Source organism: Sphaerospermopsis aphanizomenoides BCCUSP55 (assembly GCF_001586785.1).
Lineage (GTDB): Bacteria > Cyanobacteriota > Cyanobacteriia > Cyanobacteriales > Nostocaceae > Sphaerospermopsis_A > Sphaerospermopsis_A aphanizomenoides_A.
This window is the reverse complement of record NZ_LUFH02000021.1, coordinates 42,510-63,616: the sequence shown is the minus strand read 5'-3', so window position 1 is coordinate 63,616 and position 21,107 is coordinate 42,510. Positions and strand designations below refer to the sequence as shown.

Here is a 21,107-nt window from a genome sequence, read left to right as displayed (position 1 = left end):
GGGGAAGCAGGGGAAGCAGGGGGAGAATAATCTGAATAGTCGTCACTAGATGCAGAAAATTGGATAATTTAATTTCTGGAGTTCCCCTATTTTGCACAACTATTTATTGTTATTAGGACTTACGCAAAAGAACGAAAAAATAAGGTTTTCGGAGAATAGGTTCATCAAAGGAAAAAACCCCTACACCCTACACCCTACACCCAGCCCTGATGATCAATTTTGTGCGTAAGTCCTGGTTATTTGCCAGTTTGTGGGTTTTAAGTTTTGTACACAAAGCAGTATCTCAACGCTATTTTAATGTATAGATAGTTGCAAATCACAGTAGGTCAATAACAGTGGCAACAGATAATTGCTTTTTAGTTGGAATTGGTGCTTCTGCGGGTGGTTTACGCGCACTGCAAGAGTTTTTTGACAATATGCCCGCCGATAGCGGAGCAGCCTTTGTTGTGGTGCAGCACTTATCCCCCGACTTGAAAAGCTTAACGAAAGAGCTACTGCAAAGACGCACCCGAATGACGGTGAAGCGGGTGCAAGATGGGATGAAAATCGAGCCGAATGTTGTTTACTTGATGGCCTCTGCCAATAATTTAATCATTGAAAATGGCACAATCAAGCTGATTGAACCCAATGAGTTTCTCGGTCAGCAACCTAATTTCCCTATTGATATCTTTTTTGATTCCTTAGCTAAAGAGCGGGGCGATCGCTCTATTGGTGTGGTACTCTCTGGTACAGGCAGCGATGGTACATGGGGTTTACAAAGTATCAGTGCAGCGGGGGGATTAACCTTTGTCCAGTCTCCAGCTACCGCAGAATTTGACGCTATGCCCCATAGTGGGATCACTACTGGCATTGTCGATCATGTCCTACCTCCCCAAGACATTGCCCGCAGAATTTATGAAATCATCCAAATGCACCAATCAGGTTCGGCAACATCAGAACCTCTGCTAAAAGCAATAGAATCGGCCCAACTGCGGGAAATTATTCAAATTCTCAACGAATACGAAAAACTGGATTTTTCCCACTACAAACCCAGTACCCTCAGCCGTCGCATCTATCGTCGTTTTTCCATGAGTGGATACACCCACCTAGCTGAATACATAGACTATCTCAGAACCTCAGCCGCAGAACGGGCATTGGTGCAGAATGACTTGATGATCGGCGTAACCCGGTTTTTCCGTGATCCTCAAGCTTGGGAATGCTTGGAAAACCAAGTCTTACCTGAACTCATCGGTCAGTTAGAAAATGGTGAACAGTTGCGAATTTGGGTGACAGCTTGTGCCACTGGGGAAGAAGCCTATTCCATGGCCATCGTGGTAGATGAAGTCATCACCAACTTAGGGAAAAATATTAATGTCAAGATTTTTGCCACAGATATTGATAATACAGCCTTGATTAAAGCCTCTGAGGGAGTCTATCCCGAAAGTATTGCTATTGATGTCTCCCGGAAACGGTTAGCAAAATATTTCACCTTGAGCAATGGCAACTTTTATATTTCTCGCACCCTCAGAGAAAAAATCATCTTCGCACCCCATAACCTAGCCAAAAACATCGGTTTTACACAAATGCACCTGATCAGTTGTCGTAATGTCCTGATCTATATGCAGACGAATATACAACAGCACGTGATCCGAATGTTGCATTTTTCACTGATGCACAAAGGGGTTTTATTTCTGGGGGCAGCAGAAACTCCAGGAGACTTACTGGAAGAATTTAGCCCGATTTACGAATGGTACAAAATTTACCAAAAACGCCGCAATATTCGTTTACCAATTCTCATCCAAAATCTAGAATACACTGCCATACCTACTTTGCGTCCCACAGTTCCTCGCCGGAACACAAAACAAGTTGATCCCATTTTTAGTAGGGCTTTAAGTGTCTTTGCGCGACAGCGTGACTGTAGCTGTCTACTCGTCAACGATGAATTAGAACTGTTTCATGTGGCTACTGATGCTGCCCAGATCTTGCAGATGCCACAAGGGAGTATGAACCAGATATCTGATTTAGTTCCCGATGAACTGCGCCTCCCTATTAATACTGCCCTCTATCGAGCCAAGCGCGAGCGCCAACCCGTCCTCTATGGTGGCATTCACTTTTACCAAGGCGATGTGATTCGTTCCGTCAAGCTAGATGTTACCTACTACCCTGAAGATGTCTATGTAAATGGCTTTTTTCTGCTGGTGATTGAAAACGAAGATCAACCCACAGAGTCCTCTGCTTTGCAAATATTTGAGCAAGATCAAGCTGCTAATCAACGCATTTTGGATCTGGAATATGAACTGGAACAAACCCGCGAAAATTTGCAGGCTACCATTGAAGAATTACAAACCACCAACGAAGAACAACAAGCCTCCAACGAAGAGTTGCTGGTCTCCAACGAAGAACTACAAACCACCAATGCAGAAATACAATCTGTTAACGAAGAACTTTACACCGTTAATCGTCAATACCAAACCACAATTCGAGAACTAACCCAACTCACCAACGATATTGACAACTTGTTACGCAGTAGTGAAATAGGGGTAATTTTCTTAGATCGCAATTTTCAGGTACGTAAATTTACTCCAGCGGCTACTTTAGCGGTGAACCTACTTCCCAGCGATGTAGATCGCCCTATTCAACATCTTACCCATAACTTGAACTGCACCAATTTATTGACGCTATTACAACAGGTTTTAGATAGGGAACAACCAATAGAGCAAGAAGTTTACCTTCTTAGAACTAAGCAAAATATGCTGATGCGGATTTATCCCTATTTACAGAATGACGAGCAGGTAGATGGTTTAGTCATTACCTTTGTAAATATTGATGAAATTAAACGAGTCCAGCAGGAACTTCAAGTTCGCACCGATGAACTAGAACTGATTTACGCCTCATCTCCCGTTGGTTTTGCCTTGATTGATGAAAATTTACGTTTCCTACGTATCAATGATGTGATGGCAGAAATGAATGGTATTCCTGCTGCCGAGCATTTGGGTAAAACAGTACAGGAACTATTGCCAGAGTTCACTGAAATTTTTGAACCGTTGTTTCACCAAGTTTTAGAAACCAAACAACCGATCTATAACCTAGAAATTCTCGGTGAAACTCCTGCTCAACCCAATGTAGTACGGAACTGGATCGCCAGCTATTTGCCTGTGCAACTAGCTAATGGACACTGGGCAGTCAATGCGGTAGTAGTAGAATTAACGGAATTGAAGCGTACTCAAGCTGCTTTACGACAAACTGAAGAACGTCTCCGGGTTTTGATGGAATCTAGTCAAACAATTGTATTTAGCTGTGAACCTGACAACGATTATCGTGCCACCTTCATTAGCGAGAATGTGCAGCAGGTATTGGGCTATTCTCCCCAAGAATTTCTGGAGCAACCCAATTTCTGGGTTGACCATCTCCATCCTGATGATCGAGATCGGGTTCTGGCTGGACTTACCCGGTTGGCAGAATCTGAAATTTATTCCCATGAATATCGTCTCCTGACTGCTGAGGGTGCCTATCGTTGGTTTTTTGCCCAGTTGCGGCCGATTCGTGATCATCAGGGAGTGATCCAAGATTGCGTCGGCTATCTAGTTGATATTAGCGATCGCAAAAGGGCAGAAGAAGCCATACAACAGCGTGCAGAACGGGAACACCTACAACTAGAAATTACCCAACGCATTCGTCAATCTCTGGATCTGAACAGCATTTTTAACACTGCTTGTCAGGAAATTCGCCAAGTTATGGATGCTGATCGGGTGGGAATTTTCAAGTTTGATCCTAAGTCCAATTTTGATGACGGTGAATTTATTGCCGAGTCTTTAGTACCGGGCTATCCATCAGCTTTGAAGATCCGTGTTCATGACCATTGTTTTGGTGAAAACTATGCTGCCGTCTATGCCCAAGGGCAACATTTGGCCGTGGCAGATATTTATACTGCTGGGCTACAGTCCTGCCATAGTGATATTCTGGCTCAGTTTGCCGTCAGGGCGAATCTGGTAGTACCTTTGCTGTGTGGTGATGATTTATGGGGCTTACTGTGTATCCATCAGTGCGATAGACCTCGGCAGTGGCAACCTGATGATCTGCAAATCTCCCTCCAGCTTGCTAACCAGTTAGCGATCGCTATCCAACAGGCGGCTCTCTATTATAAAGTGCAGTCAGAACTGGTGAGCCGCCAAGAGGCCGAAGCCAAAATTGTCCAGCAACTACGGGAACAGCAAGCTTTGGCGAAGATTACGGAGCGGATTCGTCAATCCCTGCGGCTGGAAGAAATTCTGCACATCGTCACTCAAGAAGTACAGGAGATTATCCAATGCGATCGGGTGATTATTTTCCGTCTCTTCCCTGATGGTCGTAGTCAAATTGTGGAAGAAGCCGTTGTCCCAGAGTTTGCCAAAATGAAGGATCAGCAATGGGAAGATGAAGTTTGGGATGATCACATATTACAAACTTATTGGCAAGGTAAACCCCGCATAGTCCCCGATGTCATGAATGATATCTGGACAGATTGCCTAGTAGAGTATTCCCGCGAAGGTAGCATTCAATCAAAAATAGTCGCTCCTATTTTGCAGGAAGCTCAGGGTTTAGAAAATCATCGCTGGAAAAGTCCCCATTCCCAGAACAAACTCTGGGGAATTTTAGTGGTTCATGCTTGCAGCAGTAAACGAGTTTGGCAAGAAGCAGAAGCCCAGTTTTTACAACAAATAGCTAACCAATTAGCGATCGCCATTAAACAGGTGAATCTATTTGAGCAGTTACAGCAGGAACTCAGCCAACGTCAACAAACCGAAGCGCAACTTACTCAACGTAATCAAGAACTAGCCCGTGCCACCCGCCTCAAAGATGAGTTTTTAGCCAATATGAGTCACGAATTGCGTACCCCTCTTAATGCTATTCTGGGCATCACCGAAGGACTGCAAGATGAAGTATTTGGTATTGTCACCGACAAGCAAATTAAAGCTCTCCACACCGTTGAACGCAGTGCTAATCACCTACTAGCTCTAATTAATGACATTTTAGATGTCGCCAAAATTGCGTCAGGGAAAATAGAACTCCACTATTCCACCGTCTCCGTCACTCATCTGTGCGAGTCCAGCCTTGCCTTCATTAAACAACAAGCCCTAGAAAAGCGTATCCAGGTACTACTGAATATGCCTAAAGGTCTGCCTGACATATCTGTAGATGAACGGCGAATTCGTCAGGTTCTCATCAATCTCCTAAATAATGGAGTTAAATTCACCCATCCAGGAGGACGCATTAGTCTAGAAGTATCCTATGCTTCACTCTCCCAGCCAATAGGAGAAAATTCCACCTTAGATAGTAAAAATGCCCTGCGGTTTGCCGTTACCGATACGGGTATTGGCATCAGTGCAGATAATATGCAAAAACTCTTTCAACCCTTTACACAGATTGATAGCGCCCTCAATCGTCAACATGAAGGTACAGGTTTAGGTTTAACTCTGGCAAAATCTATTGTGGAACTGCATGGGGGTGAAATTATCCTTACCAGTGAAGTTGCTGTTGGTAGCTGCTTTGCCTTTACCATCCCCTTGATAGAAGCTGTGATAGTTCCTGCTCAACAGGATGTTAATCTGGGAGAAAGCAACAATATCCTCTATCCAAATCACGGGGAAAATGCACCCCTAATCTTACTGGTAGAAGACAACGAAGCCAACATCATGACCATAGCAGACTATCTGGAAGTGAAGGGATATCGTCTCCTGGTAGCAAAAGATGGAGAAACAGGAGTTGCTCTAGCTCAATCTGAGCATCCTGACCTGATTTTAATGGATATTCAAATGCCAGGAATGGATGGCATTGAGGCTATGAAGCACATTCGGGCTGATGAACAATTGGCAAACATACCCATCATTGCCTTAACAGCTTTAGCCATGCCTGGAGACAAGGAACGCTGTTTGTCTGCTGGTGCAAATCAATATCTGAGTAAACCCCTGAAATTAAAACAATTAACCCAGATCATGCAGCAATGGTTAAATCGAGAATAAGCACCTAATATCTAATTCGCGGATCTACATAAGCATTAAGAATATCAATTAAAATACTCGCAGTCACAACGATCGCTCCAAAAAATACCAAAACTCCCTGCACCGTGGGATAATCCCGGTCAGAAATAGCTTGATATAATCTATTTGCTAAACCAGGCCAGGAAAATGTTACCTCTGTTAAAATTGCCCCACCCAATAGGGAAGCAAATGTTAACCCTAAGACCGTAATTACGGGAATTAAGGCATTTTTCAAGGCATGGGAAACTAAAATTTTATTTTCAGGAATTCCTCGCGCTCTAGCCGCTTCTACATAATCAGCTTTTAATGTTTGTTTTAAGTTAACTCTGACAATACGCTCAAAAATGCCACTCAGCAAAATTCCTAAAGTTAGACTCGGTAAAGCTAAATGATGTAACGCTGTGAAAAATTGGCTGAAATTACCACTTAATAAACTATCAATTGTATATAAACCAGTAATATGTGTAGGTGCAGAAAGATTGGGGGGAAAACGGTTAGAATTGGGAAACCAACGCAGTTGCACTGAGAAGATTAATTGTAATAACATTCCCGCCCAAAACATGGGGAGTGCATAGGTAATGATTCCAAATAAACGTCCACCGATATCAAAGGATGTCCCTGGACGAGAAGCAGAAAGTGTACCTACTAAAATTCCCACAATTAAGGCCACCAACATACTACAAACGGCTAACTCTGCTGTGGCTGGAAAATGTTGGCTAATAATTTCCCACACATTTTGTCCCCGACTTGTTAAGGAACTACCTAAATCAAAACGCAGGATATTTCCTAAATAATTGAGGTATTGTAACCAGATAGGTAAATCTAAACCTAGTTGTTTTCTTAATTCTTCTTTGGCGCTTTCTGGCGCACGTCCACCCAGAATTGCATCTGCTGGATCTCCTGGTGTTGCTCTCAATAATAGAAAAACAATGGTGATAATAGTTAATAGTTGCAGTGGCGCAAATAGTAACCGAGAAACTATGTAATACTGTAAAGCTTTGGAACGGGACATATTTGAAGGAGTTCAGGAGTTCAGGAGTTCAGGAGTCAGTAGGGGCGAACGGCCGTTCGCCCGTACAGGAGTCAGGAGTCAGAAGTCAGGATAAATATCACTAATAACTAATAACTAATGACCAATGACTAATGACCAATAATTACTTTTTAATTGTTTTGTAAATCAAGTTTTGAGTAGGATCAAGTTTGACATCAGTTACACCTTTTTGGGCAAATACATAATCTTTGTTTTGCCATAGGGGAACGTAGGGAACATCTTTGACCACTAGGTTTTGAATGTCAGCAAAGATTTTTTTTCTAGCTTCTGGATTTTGTTCTTGACGTTGTTGGGCAATGAGTTTATTCATTGTTTCACTATAGTAAAAAGAACCCTGAGTTTGACTTCCGCCTTCTTCACATCCTTTAGCATCTGAACCTTTTGGACAGTCTAAAAATGGTTGGACGTAATTATCTGGGTCTAGAAAATCTGGATACCAATCTAGTAAAGCTATGGGATATGAACCTTTGGAAATTTCTTTAAAGAATGTAGCACCTTCTACTGTTTTTACTTCTAGTTGTAATATCCCATCCATTTTAGTATCAGCTAAAGATTTTAAGGTTTGTGCTGCTAAACTGCGGGTAGGTGAACTAGCAGGATACCAAACTTGAATTGTGGCAGGATTTGTTTTAGAAAAACCAGCAGTAGTTAAGAATTTTTTCGCTTCTTCAAACTTACCATCCCCATATTTATCTTTAAATAATGGTTGGGAAACATTAAAGGTAGTAGGAATCATGCTGTAAAGCGGATCAGCTTGACTAAATAAAACTCGCTCATTTAATAATGGACGATCTATTAGTGATGCGATCGCACTTCTCACTTCTGGTTTATCTAAAGGTTTCTGATTCCGGTTTAACACCATATAACTAACTACACTACCTTGAGCAGTTATAGCTTGCCAATCTCCTTTTTTCGCACCTGCTTCTAAACTGCGAATTTGGTCTGGTTGTAGGGAAAGATAAGCTACATCTACCGCACCAGTCCGAAAAGCATTAAATAAATTCACGGGACTAGTTTGAATTTGAAGATTAATACCTTTATTAGCTGGTTTTTCTCCCCAATATTGATCAAAAACATCAAACTTGAGCGAATCTGCACCATACTGAGCTAATTTATAAGGCCCAGTCCCGACAAAGATATTAGGTTGGAATTTTCCAGCACCAAGTTGATATGCTTTAGGTGAAACTGGACACACTCCAGAAAATGCCAACAGTGAGGGAAAAGCAGCAAAGGGTTTTTTCAACTTAATTGTTAATTCATAGTCCCCTGTGGCTTTCACTGAAGCTACGGTATCGGAAAGTAGGAAAGATGGTTTACCTTTATTTTCGATAAAGCGTTGAATGCTAAATTCCATTGCTTTAGCGTTAAAAGGAGTTCCATCGTGAAACACTACCCCTTGGCGCAAAGGAATAGTGTATGTTAACCCATCTGCACTCACTTTAGGTAAAGCTGTAGCCAGTTGGGGTTTAATTTCTGTACTGCCTGGTTCGTAAGTATATAGGCGATCGCTCATATTAAACACTAAACCCAAGGCTGCTAATTCATAAGCATCAGCCGGATCAAGGGTTCTTGGCTTTGCTGTTGTCCCTATAGTAATCCTTCCATCGCCAGCAGGAGTATTGACAGCACCAGGAGTAGGTGGTGTAGTGGGTTGTGGACTGGGAGTACAGCTAACAGCCAACAATAAACATAGAGAGAACAATGATAGGAATTGTGTTACCTTACCCCACCGTCTCATAGACCTGAAAAACCCAGTTATGACCATTAATTTTTCTAAAATCAGCAGTTAATTATTTTAATATATGTGTTCTGGTTATTATTTATTTTTAAAGTCAAAGATTGTAAAGTCTGGATTAATCTGGACTTGTCGTAAAATTTATCTACAAGTTACAGAAGAATATTTAACCACGTTCGCCGTAGTGTCCCGTAGGGATAGACACGAAGAACACGAAGGAAATAGGGTTTGAGAGATATTTTGCGTAAGTCCTGAGTCTCTTGAAACCACAAATAATCTTGCCATGTAGCTTCTGTAAATGTGAGTTTCATTAACAAATATCTTCATGGTAATTTTTTCTTCATTGGCTCATACTACTGCTTCAATTTATGATTCCCATTATTTATGTTCAAACATAACGATATTAAGAAAACTTCTGGGTCAAAGTCAATGTATCATAATTGATTTTAAGTATACACATTTAACTGTGTATTGAATTACAGGTTTTTGCGTCTATTCATCACCAACTACCAGAATTATTGTGTATAAATCTCATTTAAAATCAAATCTGTAATTCTTCAACAAGCGATCGCCAGGTCAAATAACACTACGCTTTTATCCCCAACATTATGGAATTAAACAAACATCAACATGACAGATGCGTCAGATGATAATCAGCAGCATTTTGGGGATTGATAGGGATATTTTAGCCACAAACTAGGTAATCCCATTTATTTAGAAGCTTGCAAAGCGTTCCATCAATAGTTACACTTTTTAAAATATTCTCATTTTTGCTTGGCGAATGCCATAACCGCTCAAACAGCAACTTCCCAAAAGTTAACAACTCCACGGAATACAGCCATTTCAGCGGATAGGCACAGCTAAACCACAGGCTCATCTGTGGTAAAACTCAAGACTGGCAATAACAAAAAACTCAGAGAGTTCTCCAAGTTACGGCTTCCGTTTCTGAGAACCTCAGTAAGAAAATTGCTTTGTAAACTAACTCATCTAGGAGGATTGTAGTCGATGGGACTACCCTGGTACCGAGTACATACAGTTGTTCTGAACGATCCAGGCCGACTGATTTCTGTACACCTAATGCATACAGCCTTAGTTGCTGGCTGGGCTGGTTCAATGGCATTGTACGAACTAGCTGTTTATGATCCTAGTGATCCAGTCCTCAACCCCATGTGGAGACAAGGGATGTTCGTACTTCCCTTTATGTCACGTCTAGGCGTAACCGAATCCTGGGGCGGTTGGAGCGTTACTGGTGGCACAGCAGTAGATCCTGGCTTCTGGTCATTTGAAGGAGTTGCTGCTGCTCACATCGTTCTTTCTGGTTTGTTATTCCTAGCAGCGGTTTGGCACTGGGTTTACTGGGATTTGGAACTGTTCAGAGATCCCCGTACAGGCGAACCTGCATTAGACTTGCCAAAAATGTTTGGCATCCACTTATTCTTATCTGGATTACTTTGCTTTGGCTTCGGTGCTTTCCACCTCACAGGACTATTTGGTCCGGGGATGTGGGTTTCCGATGCCTACGGTATCACTGGCAGCATTCAGCCAGTATCACCAGAATGGGGTCCTGCGGGCTTTAACCCCTACAACCCTGGTGGCATCGTCGCTCACCACATTGCAGCTGGTGTAGTTGGTATTATCGCTGGTTTATTCCACCTCACAGTTAGACCCCCCGAAAGGCTGTACAAAGCCCTACGGATGGGTAACATTGAAACCGTACTTTCCAGCAGTATCGCGGCTGTGTTCTTCGCTGCTTTCGTCGTAGCTGGAACTATGTGGTACGGTAACGCCGCTACCCCCATTGAACTGTTTGGACCTACCCGCTATCAGTGGGATCAAGGCTACTTCCGTCAAGAAATTGAGCGCCGTGTGCAAACCAACGTTGCCCAAGGTGCAAGCCTTGCTGAAGCTTGGTCACAAATTCCCGAAAAATTGGCTTTCTACGATTACGTAGGTAACAGCCCAGCAAAAGGCGGTCTATTCCGTACAGGGCCAATGGTTAAGGGTGATGGTATTGCCCAATCTTGGCAAGGTCACGCAGTCTTCACAGATGCAGAAGGACGTGAGTTAACTGTACGTCGTCTGCCTAACTTCTTTGAAACCTTCCCAGTAATTTTGACCGATAAAGATGGAGTTGTCCGCGCTGACATTCCTTTCCGTCGGGCTGAATCTAAGTACAGCTTTGAGCAAACAGGCGTTACTGTTAGCTTCTACGGTGGCGATTTGAATGGTAAAACCTTTACAGATCCCGCTGATGTGAAGAAATACGCTCGTAAGGCTCAAGGTGGCGAGATATTTGAATTTGACCGGGAAACCTTGAACTCTGATGGTGTCTTCCGTACATCTCCCAGAGGTTGGTTTACCTTTGGTCACGCTGTCTTTGCGCTGCTGTTCTTCTTCGGACACCTCTGGCACGGTTCTCGGACAATCTACAGAGACGTATTTGCTGGTGTGGAAGCGGATCTAGAAGAACAAGTAGAATGGGGTCTGTTCCAGAAAGTTGGTGACAAGACCACTCGTGTTCGTAAGGAAGCTTAAACTAGGATCAAGTATGAAGTATGAAATTATGAAATTTTATTACTTCATACTTTTTCCCAGGCTTGGTAAACTAAGATTACTGGCTGGATAGGCAGGAACTCCTAATATGGAAAGCGTTGCATACATTTTAATTTTGACCTTGGCAATAGGTGTTCTCTTTTTTGCGATCGCATTTCGCGAACCTCCCCGCTTTGAGAGAAAAGAGAAAGATTAAGCAGTTAAAAACTAAAAACTGGCATTTTTTCTCAATATTCACCACTTAGCAATTTTTCAAGTCAGATTCTAATTACCAGACTTGTAAAAAAAACTTCAAAATTATATCCGTTGCTACCTAAATAGGCGGCAACGGATAATATTGTGAATCTTTATTGCTAAAATTTATGCGGAAGCAAAAGACAACAAGTGAAAAAATTTTTGGTGTGTGATATAATATCCTATCTGGAAGATAATATGTGTGAACCTAGCTCTTCTGCGCTAGGATTAACAAAGATGTAAGTGTAGACTTATTTAAAAGCCCTCGCATATACATCAATAATTGTGACAAAAACTTACGGAGACTAGAACCAGGAACAAATCAGCATGGTCAATCAGAATTTAACCGCTACAGAAATTGGATTTACTCACGAAGATTTCGCTGCTCTACTTGATAAGTACGATTATCACTTCAGCCCTGGTGATATTGTACCAGGTACAGTGTTTAGTATAGAGCCGCGCGGCGCTCTGATTGACATTGGTGCTAAAACAGCAGCATACATACCTATACAGGAAATGTCTATTAACCGGGTCGATGCCCCGGAAGAAGTCTTACAATCAAACGAAACACGGGAATTTTTCATCCTCACTGATGAAAACGAAGATGGTCAGTTAACCCTTTCCATTCGTCGTATTGAATACATGAGGGCATGGGAAAGAGTACGGCAGTTACAAGCAGAAGATGCTACTGTCCGTTCTGGTGTGTTTGCTACTAATCGTGGTGGCGCATTGGTAAGAATTGAGGGACTACGTGGCTTTATCCCCGGCTCCCACATTAGTACCCGCAAACCAAAAGAAGAATTAGTAGGAGAAGAACTGCCCTTAAAATTCCTAGAAGTAGACGAAGAGCGTAACCGCTTGGTTCTTTCCCATCGTCGGGCGCTGGTTGAGCGGAAGATGAACCGTTTGGAAGTTGGCGAAGTGGTAATTGGTACAGTTCGTGGGATCAAACCCTACGGTGCATTTATTGACATCGGTGGTGTGAGCGGACTACTCCACATTTCTGAGATTTCCCACGAGCATATTGACACACCTCACAGCGTGTTCAATGTCAATGATGAAGTGAAAGTGATGATCATTGACTTGGATGCAGAAAGAGGTCGGATTTCTCTGTCTACCAAGCAGCTAGAACCCGAACCCGGTGACATGATTAAGAACCGCGATTTGGTCTACGATAAGGCCGAAGAAATGGCAGCTAAGTATAGGGAACAAATGTTAGCTAAACAGCAAGGTATTGCTGCTGCACCTGTGGAAGCTGTAGAAGCTGTAGAAGCTGCTGCACCTGTGGAAGCTGTAGAAGCTGTAGAAGCTATGGAAACTGTGGAAGCTGTAGAAGCTGTAGCTGAAGAACAAATTCCCCCAGCAACTGAAGTTGAAGAAGAAATACCAGCAGCCGTTGAAGATTAATATATCTGTAGTTGTAATTATCTACAACAAAGTATTTGATCAAGAGGGAATTTTCCCTCTTTTTTTATGCTAGTTGAATTTGCTAATAGGGTGTAGGGAGAGAAAAAAATTCTGACTCCTGACTCCTGACTCCTGACTCCTGAACTCCTGAACTCCTTCTAATATGGCTACTATTAAATGTAGAAACAAGACCTTTCCTGATATTCAGGCGATTTTATTTGACAAAAATGGGACATTAGAAGATTCAGAGTCCTATTTGCGATCGCTCGGACAAAAAGGGGCGAGAATTATAGACGCGCAAATTCCCGGTATTGGTGAACCATTGTTAATGGCTTTTGGTATTAATGGCGATCGCCTAGATCCAGCCGGTTTAATAGCTGTAGCTAGTCGCAGAGAAACCGAAACAGCTACAGCTGCTTATATAGCCGAAACTGGGAGAGGATGGTTTGAGTCTTTAAAAATCGCCCGTCAAGCATTAGCTGAAGCTGAACAATACGTTGGTAAAACTCCCTCACCTCTTTTTCCTGGTAGCTTAGAAGTTTTAAAATTACTATCATCAGCAGGGTTAAAACTCGGTATTCTCTCAGCCGCAACAACTGGAGATGTGCAGAAATTTGTCATCACTCATCAGTTAAGAGACTACCTCCAGCTAGAAATGGGAGTTGATGAAGGGCCAAGTAAACCAGATCCCATTTTATTCTTACAAGCTTGTCAAGCTTTAGGTGTAGAACCCAGAACTACTTTAATGGTAGGCGATTCCGTTGGTGATATGCAAATGGCGCGTGATGCTAAAGCCGCAGGTTGTATTGGTATTACTTGGAATGGTAATTCTAGTAATGTTCAAGGTGCAGATGTGGTGATTCATCAACTTGATGAAATTCAGGTGGTGGAAATATAGAAAAATAAGTCATTAATCACCGATTTACCATTATCATCATGCCTCATCTGTACATTATCGGCGGTGCAAACGGTTCTGGAAAAACTACGGTTGCTTTGCAAATTCTCCCATATTTTTTAGAAGTATTTGAATATGTAAATGCTGATCAAATAGCAGCCGCACTTTCTCCTTTTAATCCTGACAATGTGGCGATTGAAGCAGGAAGATTAATGTTACAAAGATTAGAATTTTTGGTTAATAACAAGACTAATTTTGCTTTTGAAACAACTTTATCTGCTCGTAATTTTGCGCGTTTTATTAGGGAATGTAAAGAACAGAGTTATATAATTAATTTAATGTATTTTTGGTTAGAAACTCCAGAATTAGCAATAGCGAGGGTAAAGAGACGGGTAGCCAGTGGAGGTCATAATATACCTGAAGATGTGATTCGTAGACGCTATGAACGTGGACGCAGAAACATAACTGACCTTTATTTGCCTTTGTGTGATACTTGGACAGTATATAATAATTCTGGGGATGAACCTAAATTAGTTGCTCAATTAGGTATAAATCAGGAAGTGATAGTTTATGAACACAGAATCTGGAATCAAATTACAGCAACATAAGGAAGCTGAAATTAATCGTACAGAACTTTATCAAAAAATAGATGCTGGAGTGAAGTTTGCTATTGCTAATGCGATAGAAAGACATCGCAGGCTAGGAGAATCTATTAGTATTTTGCGAGATGGTAAAGTGGTGACGTTGACAGCAGATGAAATACCAGCGCGAGATGTTGACTTACGTTCCCATCCTTGAGAACCTGCACCTTCTGTCTTCTACCTCCTGTTTTTCACGAAACCAAACGATCTTGAAGTTTTGCCACCATTTCCGCACGGGCAGAAACCCCCAATTTTTTAAACATTCTTTTCAATGCTTGCTTAACGGTATTTTGGGTAATCCAAAGTTTAGCTGCAATTTCTCCATTAGTTAAACCTTGGGCTACTAATTCAGCAATTTCTAATTCCCTAGCTGTGAGGAGAGAATTAACAGCAGATGATACAGTTTTAGGTTTTGCCTGTAGGGTAGCCAGCTTGGCTGATAAATGAATACATACTGCACTTAAATCCGCTAAATCATTACCATTAAAAGGGGCGCTACCAGGGTCACGGGCAAAATTCAGAGTTCCCACTAACCGACCATCACAAACTATCGGGCCAGTCATAATATGCTCGTGACGAGTACAAAAATTTTTCCAGTCTTCTGGTGATAAGATTAATTGCTCATGGGTGGGGGCGTGGCGTTCGACCACATAGCGACCGACGGGATTAGCTTCCAAACATACCGCCGGCATTTCGGGAGTTTCTATCTCCGTTAATAACTCGTCATCTAGGAAAGAAATACCCCAGTGTTGCACGCCAAAATGTTCGCCAATGGTATCCATAAGCGCCTGTTGTAATTCTTGCTCATTTTCCACATTAGCGATCGCTTCAAAAATGGCGTGGAGAGTTTTTGTCATAAGAGTACCCAGTTGGGGACTATCCAAACCTCGATAATTACTTCTATCCTAATATCATCAACGATAAAACGCTATTATCACTCGTAGCCAGAGGACAAGCATCATGACAGTTACTCAAATCTCTGCCCAAGAACTTTTCCGGGCTGCATATCAAAACCGTTATACTTGGGATGAAAATTTCCCCGGTTACACCGCAGATATCACTTATAAATATGATGGCCAGGAGTTCACTGGCAAAATTCGTATTGACGCTAATCTCAAATGGGAAGTTACAGGAGTAGAAGACGAAGCTGCCAAAAAAGCTATTGACAGCCAAACTTGGGAAATAGCCGTTCACCGAGTCCGTCGCAGTTTTGAACAAACTCACGGCGAAAATACCTTTACCTATGGAGAAACAGACGAAACTGGGGCTGTAGAAATTTTTGTTGGTGGTAAATCAGCAGGTGACAAATATAAAGTTCGCAATGATGTAGTGACTCTTGTTCATCGTCAAATTCATGGAGTTGTTGTGACTATTAACACTTTCAGCATTCACGAAACCGGCGCAGGATATCTATCTCACACCTATGATTCTGTATATCATGACCCTAAAACTGGTGTCCAAAAAGGTGGTCGGAGCGAGTTTACAGACGAATATGAAAAAGTAGGAAATTATTACATTCTCAACCGTAGGGAAATTCGCACTGAAACAGACGGAAATCTCTCCATCCAAGAGTTTATTTTCGGTAATCTTGAATTATTGGGTTAGGCTTTTTGGCTTGTAGATAATTCACAATTTTTCTAATTGATGTAGGGGTTTAGCACTGCTAAATCCCTCATATTATTGAGGATATGAATTAAACGCAGATGCACGCAGATTAACGCAGATGAAAAAAGATGAATTTATAATCAATTAATCAATTTGTGAATATTATCCTCCCAATTTGCACCATCAAAAGGTACAATTTCAAAATTACCTATTACATCTCCATCTAAACACCTGACGTTTACATCAATACCATTAGGATGACTGCGGGGAATATAAAAAGAATGTATTCCACAAATACGACAAAATTTATGTTGTGCAACACCTGTATTAAATTGATAGGTTGTTAAAACATCTTCACCTTGTAGTAAAGTAAATTTATCTTTAGGGACAATTAAATGTAAAAATCCCTTTTTACTACAAATTGAACAGTTACAATCATCCACTTTGTGGTGATCAACTACTACCCGAAAGCGTACTGCACCACAGTGACAACCACCTTCATAAGTCACCGTTTTATTAATATTATTAATATTTTTCATCATCCATCACCTCAACAACAATTCATCCTGCTTTATCTGCGTCCATCTGTGTGCATCCGCGTTTAATTATTGAAGATACTTAGATAACAACCCAATAAAAACTCCAGGTGTTTCCAGATGTGGTAAAATTCCCGTATCAGCTATACCATAAAAATCTCTAATTGCATCTTTATTTAAACTTGCTAATCTTTGACCTAATTTGATATTAGTAAATTGTGCTTTTTCACCCCAAAAAAAGACAGTGGGTATTTTTAGTTGGGGAAGATATAAACTCAAATCGAAATAAAGATCACCTCGTAAAAATGCTAAAGCCGCAAACTTAGCATTTGGCTTTTGTGCAGAAGTTAAATAAGCTTCTACCATTTCTTTTGTCAATCTTTCTGGTTTAGCAAAAAGAAAACTTTGTAAAAAATTACTGACAGCAAGTTCATTTTCAGCACCCAAACCATAAATTAAATGATCCAAAAAAGGTGTATTAATCACCGAAAGCGGTAATCTGCGTCCAGCACCCTGTCCAAAATCATCAAACCCAGACGGAGAAACTAAAAACAATGCTTTAAATAAATCAGGTTGAGAAATAGCAAGACGAATAGTAAAAGCCGCAGTTAAAGAAGAAGCTACCACCGTCACAGGTTGTTCACAAGTTTGGTGAATAAATTCACTAATAGTAGTCAAGTAATCTTGAATTTGATAATCTCGTGTCGAATGTTCAGACTCTCCCCAACCAATTAAATCTGGTGCTAAAATTCGATATTTATTTGCAAAAGCCGGATAAACTTTAGACCATTCATAAGCAGAAGCACCACCACCAAAGTTATGTAAAAATAACAAGGTTGGTAATTTTTCAATTTCAGAAATATCCCAAGGTTTACCAATTTGGGTATAGTAAGCCATTGCACCCAAAGAAGTATTAATAACCTTTTGACCAAAACCAGGGGGATGAAATTTCAGCATAGATAATTTATGAAATATCAATTATGAATTAGAAAGATTATCTTTAGTAACTGGTACAAGTTGATGGAGGTTATCACCATCAATATTGTAAGCTGCACCAAAACCGATGACAAAACGTCCTTGAGTTGGAGTGAGTTGAAAAATTCTAAAATCAGCCAAACTGCGTAACATTTCAATAATTTCTCCAAACCGTGCTTGAAATTGCTCAACAACTTGATTCCATTGTTCAGTTTCCCTCTCAATTAAAGTAGCTGTACAATCAAAATTCAATCTACGACGAGCAAAAATATTCGGACTTTTAGCTTCATCTTCAATAAATAAAACACTCACATAGGGATGAGCATGAATATTAACAGTGTGACTAGCTAAACCACTAACATAAATATAAATATTTTTAAATTCATCTATTACAAAAGGAGTATAACTAGCGTTAGGGATTCCCTTTCCATTAACTGTACTAATCATAATGCTGGAAACTTCTTGAGGAAATTGCTCATACTCAGCTTGAATTTTTGCCAATTGACTCATAACCAATAACTTCCTGTTTAGTTATTAATGTATTATATGACATAATCTGCTCATATCCTAACTTCTCTGATAAATCAAGGATATGGTTGTTCATAATTGCTACAATTAGACTAGAATACACAAAAGTTATAAAAAATAATTATGACTGAAAACAATCGTTCTCAATGGGATTTGTGCAGATTCATCAAAACCCTCACCTACTTTGAGGTATTTCCTGTCCTGAACTGGGTGCAAAATTTATTTCCAAGTCGTCCGGAAAATTATCAAAATCAACCAAATGGGGGAATAAAAATGGGTGTTGTTTTAGTAGCAGGTGCGACTGGTGGTGTTGGTAAGCGAGTTGTAAAACGATTGTCAGCACAGGGTTACAAAGTTCGCTGTTTAGTCAGGGATATTGACAAAGCACGGTCAATTTTGGGTAATGATGTTGACTTGGTAGTGGGAGATATTACCAAACCAGAAACTCTCAATAATTTAGTCTTGAGTAATATTCAAGCTGTTGTTTGTTGTACAGCAGTGCGTGTTCAACCAGTAGAAGGAGACACACCTGATAGAGCAAAATATAATCAAGGTGTGAAATTTTATCAACCAGAAATTGTGGGTGATACACCAGAAAATGTTGAATATAAAGGTGTAAAAAACCTAGTAGAAGCTGCGAGAAGATATTTATCAAACACAGGTGAAAAAGTCATCTTTGATTTTACTCAATCATCAGAGGAATTAAAAAATATCTGGGGTGCTTTGGATGATGTAGTCATGGGTGGTGTTAGTTCTAGCAATTTTCAAATATTAGAAAAAACAGCCTTATTTGCTGGTAATGTTTCTACAGCTAATTCGGGAGGATTTGCATCTGTAAGAACAAAGAATTTTTCACCAACAATTAATTTATCCGGTTATGCAGGGGTAAAATTGCGCGTCAAAGGTGACGGACAACGTTATAAAATCTTTTTAAGAACCGAATCAACATGGGATGGAATTGGTTACAGTTATTCCTTTGATACTATAGCTAATACATGGATCGATATTACCATTCCCTTTGTCAATTTAACACCTGTATTTAGAGCTAAATCTGTGAAAGATTGTCCACCGATTGATGCTAGTAAAGTTTGCTCTTTCCAATTAATGTTGAGTAAATTTGAATATGATGGTGCTTTAAATCCTAAATTTAACCCTGGTAGTTTTGCACTAGAACTAGAATCAATCAAAGCTTATGGTGGTGAAAATTTACCTCAATTTGTTTTAGTTAGTTCTGCTGGTGTCACCCGTCCCGGAAGACCAGGAATTAATTTAGATGAAGAACCCCCAGCCGTAAGATTAAACGACCAATTGGGAGGAATTTTAACATGGAAATTAAAAGGAGAAGATAGTTTAAGAGAAAGCGGAATACCCTACACAATTATTCGACCTTGTGCTTTAACTGAAGAAGTCGGAGGTAAAGAATTAATATTTGAACAAGGTGATAATATTCGGGGAAAAATTAGCAGAAATGACGTTGCAGAAATTTGCATTGAATCCCTTAAACAAACCAAAGCACGGAATATAACCTTAGAAGTCAAACAGGGAGAAAATAATGTTAACTCTATCAATTGGGAACAGTTATTTTCTAACTTGCAACGTGATAAATAATTGGTAGTAAACCAATCAATACAATTGTGAAAAAATTATTGTTTGCTGGGGTTGTAGTGATAATTCTATGGAGTGGGGTTTTTTCTAATCCTGCTTCTTCACAACAGGTAGATTTTCGTGTTAATAACCTAGAATCTGATGTACGTCGTTTAGAATTGCGGTTAAACCAAATAGAATTATTGCTACGTCAAAATCCCCAGATTCCATCATCTAAAATTCCTCAAACTCCCACAAAACCTCCAGGTTCTCAGAGGAATTTATCACAGTCGGAACGGGACAAAATGTTTGATAGATTATCAACTTTGGTTGTGGAATTAAAGCAACAAGTTAATGATTTAAGAAAGCGGGTTACAAAATTGGAGTCTGGGAAGTAGTGAAAATGTCTGAATCAGGATATCCAGGACACCCTTCGGGAAGTCAAAAGTCAAAAGTCAAAATTAAGAAATAATAAATGATGTCCAGGATTTAAGGATTTTCAGGATCAGAACGCAGATAGACGCGGATAAACGCAGATTGTCTGATAGCGTGGCGTAAGCCATTTCTGACAAAATTTCTATCTCCCCATTCTTGTATATATTTGATAAATTATCATCCAGTAATCCGTTTTTAGCCTAATTAATTATAACCATGCCTTACAGTGATTTTACACTTAAAAAAGTCCGCCAAGATTTAGCAATTATTATCCATGAAGGAGGAAGATTTTTTCCAGACATTCCTCCTGTAGAACCAGATGATTTATTACATCAAGAACTAGAGGATGGTTTACCTTTGGTACTTGCAAGGGGTAGCGAAAAAGCTCGTTCTGAATGGATTATTAGCCCTGTATTAACAGCAGTGAGACGATTATTAAATCGCCAAATTAGCCTCTTTTCTGGAGAAGATTTTACTGTTGATCCCAACCTAGGACTTAATGGTATTTGTGACTTTCTGATTAGTAAATCACCCACCCAATTAGAAATTCAAGCTCCAGTTATTATTATTATAGAAGCGAAAAAGGAAAATCTTAATGGTGGTTTAGGTCAGTGTATCGCAGAAATGGTAGCTGCTCAAAAATTTAATGCTGCTAATAATATAAATATTCCTACTATTTTCGGTTCAGTCACCAGTGGAACAGCTTGGAAATTTCTAAAATTAGAAGGTAATTCAGTCACTATTGATATTACCGAATATCCATTACCACCCGTTGAGCCAATTTTAGGATTTTTGATGTGGATGTTATCACCAAATTCAGGAATTCCACATCCTGTAAATCCTTAAATCCTGGACATCCTAATTCTCACAAAAATAAGGACACAGCATTGCTGCATCCCTAAAAATTGCCAATTTATCTGAACAAAATCAAC

The 21,107-nt window shown here is 40.3% G+C and carries 18 protein-coding genes; 11 read left to right on the top strand and 7 right to left on the bottom strand.

The features are described 5' to 3' along the window. Window positions 1-335 precede the first annotated feature (335 nt). On the top strand, window positions 336-5,978 hold the full coding sequence (locus A0J48_RS07740; RefSeq protein WP_200321863.1) for a chemotaxis protein CheB: 5,643 nt from the start codon (window positions 336-338) through the stop codon (window positions 5,976-5,978). A 4-nt stretch (window positions 5,979-5,982) separates the two neighbouring features. Here the strand turns inward: A0J48_RS07740 and A0J48_RS07735 are convergent, their stop codons facing one another. The 3 genes from A0J48_RS07735 to A0J48_RS07725 all read right to left on the bottom strand — a co-directional run bounded on the left by A0J48_RS07735 (window position 5,983) and on the right by A0J48_RS07725 (window position 9,093). Further along, window positions 5,983-7,008 (bottom strand): ABC transporter permease, encoded by a 1,026-nt coding sequence (locus A0J48_RS07735; protein WP_200321861.1) that lies wholly within the window; start codon window positions 7,006-7,008, stop codon window positions 5,983-5,985. 142 nt (window positions 7,009-7,150) lie between these two features. Further along, a complete protein-coding gene (locus tag A0J48_RS07730) occupies window positions 7,151-8,785 on the bottom strand; it encodes an ABC transporter substrate-binding protein (RefSeq protein WP_411841121.1) in 1,635 nt (544 codons plus the stop codon). Window positions 8,786-8,934: 149 nt separating this feature from the next. After that, window positions 8,935-9,093, bottom strand: a complete 159-nt coding sequence (locus A0J48_RS07725) for a hypothetical protein (RefSeq protein WP_200321857.1) — start codon at window positions 9,091-9,093, stop codon at window positions 8,935-8,937. A gap of 694 nt (window positions 9,094-9,787) precedes the next feature. On the opposite strand from A0J48_RS07725, the gene psbB reads away from it, so the two are divergent. The 6 genes from psbB (at window position 9,788) to A0J48_RS07695 (ending at window position 14,669) form a co-directional block, all read left to right on the top strand. Beyond that, window positions 9,788-11,317, top strand: coding sequence for a photosystem II chlorophyll-binding protein CP47 (gene psbB / locus A0J48_RS07720; RefSeq protein ID WP_200321855.1), 1,530 nt, complete (start codon window positions 9,788-9,790; stop codon window positions 11,315-11,317). Between the two features lie 106 nt (window positions 11,318-11,423). Next, complete coding sequence (locus tag A0J48_RS07715) at window positions 11,424-11,531, top strand: photosystem II reaction center protein T (protein ID WP_013192567.1); 108 nt, start codon at window positions 11,424-11,426, stop codon at window positions 11,529-11,531. A 365-nt stretch (window positions 11,532-11,896) separates the two neighbouring features. Continuing rightward, window positions 11,897-12,976: a 30S ribosomal protein S1 gene (locus A0J48_RS07710; protein WP_200321853.1), complete on the top strand. Its 1,080-nt coding sequence runs from the start codon at window positions 11,897-11,899 to the stop codon at window positions 12,974-12,976. A gap of 163 nt (window positions 12,977-13,139) precedes the next feature. Beyond that, on the top strand, window positions 13,140-13,874 hold the full coding sequence (locus A0J48_RS07705; RefSeq protein WP_200321851.1) for an HAD family hydrolase: 735 nt from the start codon (window positions 13,140-13,142) through the stop codon (window positions 13,872-13,874). A gap of 38 nt (window positions 13,875-13,912) precedes the next feature. Continuing rightward, complete coding sequence (locus A0J48_RS07700; RefSeq protein WP_200321849.1) at window positions 13,913-14,479, top strand: zeta toxin family protein; 567 nt, start codon at window positions 13,913-13,915, stop codon at window positions 14,477-14,479. After that, entirely contained in the window at window positions 14,442-14,669 is a 228-nt protein-coding gene (locus tag A0J48_RS07695; protein ID WP_200321847.1) for a hypothetical protein, read from the top strand. Before A0J48_RS07700 ends, A0J48_RS07695 begins: the two co-directional genes overlap by 38 nt. A gap of 34 nt (window positions 14,670-14,703) precedes the next feature. Here the strand turns inward: A0J48_RS07695 and A0J48_RS07690 are convergent, their stop codons facing one another. Beyond that, window positions 14,704-15,369 (bottom strand): helix-turn-helix transcriptional regulator, encoded by a 666-nt coding sequence (locus A0J48_RS07690; RefSeq protein ID WP_200321845.1) that lies wholly within the window; start codon window positions 15,367-15,369, stop codon window positions 14,704-14,706. 103 nt (window positions 15,370-15,472) lie between these two features. Between A0J48_RS07690 and A0J48_RS07685 the strand changes: the two genes are divergently transcribed. Continuing rightward, entirely contained in the window at window positions 15,473-16,117 is a 645-nt protein-coding gene (locus tag A0J48_RS07685) for a DUF3386 domain-containing protein (RefSeq protein WP_200321843.1), read from the top strand. Between the two features lie 140 nt (window positions 16,118-16,257). Here the strand turns inward: A0J48_RS07685 and A0J48_RS07680 are convergent, their stop codons facing one another. The 3 genes from A0J48_RS07680 to A0J48_RS07670 all read right to left on the bottom strand — a co-directional run bounded on the left by A0J48_RS07680 (window position 16,258) and on the right by A0J48_RS07670 (window position 18,138). Beyond that, a complete protein-coding gene (locus A0J48_RS07680) occupies window positions 16,258-16,659 on the bottom strand; it encodes a GFA family protein (protein WP_234300781.1) in 402 nt (133 codons plus the stop codon). 63 nt (window positions 16,660-16,722) lie between these two features. Next, window positions 16,723-17,610 (bottom strand): alpha/beta fold hydrolase, encoded by an 888-nt coding sequence (locus A0J48_RS07675; RefSeq protein ID WP_200321841.1) that lies wholly within the window; start codon window positions 17,608-17,610, stop codon window positions 16,723-16,725. A 21-nt stretch (window positions 17,611-17,631) separates the two neighbouring features. Then, window positions 17,632-18,138 (bottom strand): HugZ family pyridoxamine 5'-phosphate oxidase, encoded by a 507-nt coding sequence (locus tag A0J48_RS07670; protein ID WP_200321840.1) that lies wholly within the window; start codon window positions 18,136-18,138, stop codon window positions 17,632-17,634. Between the two features lie 141 nt (window positions 18,139-18,279). On the opposite strand from A0J48_RS07670, the gene A0J48_RS07665 reads away from it, so the two are divergent. The 3 genes from A0J48_RS07665 to A0J48_RS07655 all read left to right on the top strand — a co-directional run bounded on the left by A0J48_RS07665 (window position 18,280) and on the right by A0J48_RS07655 (window position 21,021). Then, window positions 18,280-19,764 carry a CIA30 family protein gene (locus A0J48_RS07665; RefSeq protein WP_200321838.1) on the top strand — a complete coding sequence of 495 codons (1,485 nt, stop codon included), beginning with the start codon at window positions 18,280-18,282 and terminating at the stop codon, window positions 19,762-19,764. A gap of 23 nt (window positions 19,765-19,787) precedes the next feature. After that, entirely contained in the window at window positions 19,788-20,138 is a 351-nt protein-coding gene (locus A0J48_RS07660; RefSeq protein ID WP_200321869.1) for a hypothetical protein, read from the top strand. A 253-nt stretch (window positions 20,139-20,391) separates the two neighbouring features. Beyond that, complete coding sequence (locus tag A0J48_RS07655; RefSeq protein ID WP_200321836.1) at window positions 20,392-21,021, top strand: hypothetical protein; 630 nt, start codon at window positions 20,392-20,394, stop codon at window positions 21,019-21,021. Window positions 21,022-21,107: the final 86 nt, after the last annotated feature.